Consider the following 3,014-nt stretch of genomic DNA (forward strand, 5'->3'; position numbering starts at 1 on the left):
CCACCATGTAATGTTAGTTCGTTTACGTTTTTATCGGTATAGAAATATTCGAAATACACAGCCATCCCCTTTCGCGGGGACACTGAAAAATTCAGTTTAGGAAAAAAAGTTTCCCCTCCATGCTCCACATCATTTAAGTACATGATGATTGTGCTAATTCTATTATTTTTTGTTGCTTTACTTGAAGATGTAAAAAAATCAAAATGAGCTTTATACTCTTGACCAGGAGTATATTTAAGAATTTGAATACCATCCCCATGTTCAATTGGTATATTCATAATAGATGATACTCTTTTTTCAATTTTGGTAATGATGTCATTTTCATTATCTTGAAAATACATACTACTACTTGTTCTTATCTCATTTACTTCGTGTGTAACTCCAATTTTAGAACGATGCATTTTGTCTTTTGACAATCTAATTAGTTCGTCACATTCTTCGTCACTCAAAACATTTCCTAAAACTACAATTAGAGGTTCTTCTAATTTAGCAATCACATTAATTTCTCTGTCTTCCGTTTTGATTTTATTTCCAATATGATTAAAAATAGTTTGTTCTTTACTAATTGATTTTTTACTATCAATTGTCAACTTTCATCGACTCCTCAAAAGATTTAATTTTCAGAATGATTAATTTGTTTTGTTTCTGTCAGAGATTATCTATGATAATTATATCATGAACCTCCTTATATAACTGTTTCTTATTCAACTAACGGGTGCGTCGTATTATATGGTCGACCAGTAAAAATTACTGGTTGACCTTTTTTAATAGATTCTATTATATCAGTAGCCAGGGTAGGACGTACGGGTGCGTGGGACAATGATCCCGTGAACTAAACTGTCCACCCCCTACTTGTAGAAACATGTTTGAGGCTGGTTGGGACGTAGATCTCGTATAACAAGCGAAGCTATGACACTACATGGAGGACTAGGGGTACTGGTTAGTAAGTAGAGGAGGGAAAAACAATGAATCCAGTTGTTGGTCTGGATGTGGCAAAAGGAGAGAGCCAAGTTCAGGCATTTTTAGATCAATCTAAACCGTATGGGAAGAGCTTTTCAATGAAGCATATCAAAGAGGAATTAGATCATTTTTTTGACTTTTTAAATGAGATTGAAGAGGTGACAGGGCAGATGCCTATGGTCATTTTAGAATCTACAGGGCATTACCATACCCCTGTTATTCAATACTTGGAGGAACAAGGGATTCTATATATCTTACTAAATCCCATTATTTCTTATCAGGCAAAGAAGACCAGTTTACGAAAAGTAAAAACAGACGCAATCGATGCGTATCAGTTGTGTGTGCTGTATTATAAAGGTGAACCTCATAAAATTAGAGGAATTCAGCTTTTAGACCTTCGGAATTTGTCAAGACAACAGGAAATCGTAACGAATATGTATGTGGAAATTAAACTTCAGTTTCACACCATTTTAGATCAAGTGTTTCCTGAATACCGAAAGGTTTTTGGCGATTTGTTTTCAAGGGTTTCATTATTGATGTTAAAGGAGTATCCCACATCAGAGGCCGTATTATCAGCCGGGGAAAGTAAACTAGCAGAGAGTGTTAGAGAGTACTGTTCTAGCCGGTCGGGTCAATGGGCATCAGAAAAAGCCAAAAAAATAATAGACTCTGCCTCTCGAAATCCATTCCAAAAAAACGTGTATCAAAGTCACGTAATTAATCTTCGTATGTATATTGAGTTGCTTTTTCATTACCAGGGACACCTTTCTGATTTGGAAGATCGTATAGTGGCCCTGGCAAATGAAATGGAAGAATATAAGATCATCCAATCGATTCCCGGTATAGGAGAAAAAATCGCAGCCACGATTATCTCTGAAATTGGTGAAATTGATCGGTTTAATCACCCAAAAAAACTAGTTGCCTTCGCTGGAGTAGATCCAAGTGTTCACTCATCGGGTAAGTTTACGGCAACCATTAATCGTATGACTAAAAGAGGTTCGAGCAGACTACGTCATTCTCTGTATCTTGCCGTACTATGCGGCATAAGAAGTTCAAGAAATAAAAAGCTAAAAGAATTCTATGATAAGAAAAAAGCAGAAGGAAAGCCGGCTAAGGTGGCGATTGTTGCTTGTATTAATAAGTTGCTTCATTGGATTTATGCTTTATTAAAGAGAAAAGAAACGTTCCTAGATTTAGCCTAATTAACGGTTTTGTGAAGCAGAGAAAATCCTTCCAAAAGGGTTTTGGAGGGTTATTTGGCATGGCCAAAAATAGTATATCATAAGGGAAATGAAAATTTTAGAGAAAGATATTGACATCCTATTAGCTGGTTTAGTTCATTAAGAAAAAGTAAAAAAAGTCGATTCCTAAACGTAGAGGAGATCGACTTTTAACTACTTTCTTCACTAAAGTAGTTTTTTTCTGGTGAATCTCCTTGATTAAAGAAGAATATTAACTAATCAGCTTTGGTGACTTACTAAACATTGGATAAGGACCTTGCTGTTTAATGTGTAATTTTAATAACATTGAACACAACCTTGTCAATACCTCGACTTACCAAGTGACAGACGATATATTAGCATAAAGGATGAGGTGTTTGACTAAGAAAAAAATTGTCCTAGTCATAAATTAATAGATAGAGTAACGCTTGTCCAAACACATGCATAATATATATAAGACGTGAGGAAGCACCTGACGTCACCTTTAGACTGACTATTTATAGTCAGTCTTTTTTGTTTTCAAATAGAAGAATTAAAACTTGAGTTGATTAAGATTGCTATCTAAACATGATTCTATTCAACGAGATCAACTTGAAATGATTACTTTAGATCAACTGGTGCCACCGAACCATTTGGTTCGTAAAATGGAGGCTGCCATTGACTTCACTTTCATTTATGACTTGGTGAAAGATATGTATTCAGAGGTAGGACGCCCAAGTATTGATCCAGTTATTTTAGTTAAACTGACTTTCATTCAATATACCTTCGGTATTCGTTCCATGCGTAAAACGATTGAAGAAGTTGAAACAAATATGGCTTACCGTTGGTTCTTAG

At 35.3% G+C, this 3,014-nt stretch carries 3 protein-coding genes; 2 read left to right on the plus strand and 1 reads right to left on the minus strand.

Features of this window, described 5'->3' with window-relative positions; all coding sequences use genetic code 11:
- A partial coding sequence (locus tag Q0371_RS14885; protein ID WP_298472358.1) for a 2OG-Fe(II) oxygenase occupies nucleotides 1-590 on the minus strand: 590 nt, incomplete at its 3' end.
- Between the two features lie 375 nt (nucleotides 591-965).
- Here Q0371_RS14885 and Q0371_RS14890 point away from each other — a divergent pair.
- Together Q0371_RS14890 and Q0371_RS14895 are read left to right on the plus strand one after the other, a co-directional pair.
- On the plus strand, nucleotides 966-2,162 hold the full coding sequence (locus tag Q0371_RS14890) for an IS110 family transposase (protein WP_298472360.1): 1,197 nt from the start codon (nucleotides 966-968) through the stop codon (nucleotides 2,160-2,162).
- Between the two features lie 572 nt (nucleotides 2,163-2,734).
- On the plus strand, nucleotides 2,735-3,014 hold a 280-nt coding region (locus Q0371_RS14895; protein ID WP_298472362.1), incomplete at its 3' end, for a transposase.

This window comes from uncultured Psychrobacillus sp. (assembly GCF_938022135.1).
Lineage (GTDB): Bacteria > Bacillota > Bacilli > Bacillales_A > Planococcaceae > Psychrobacillus.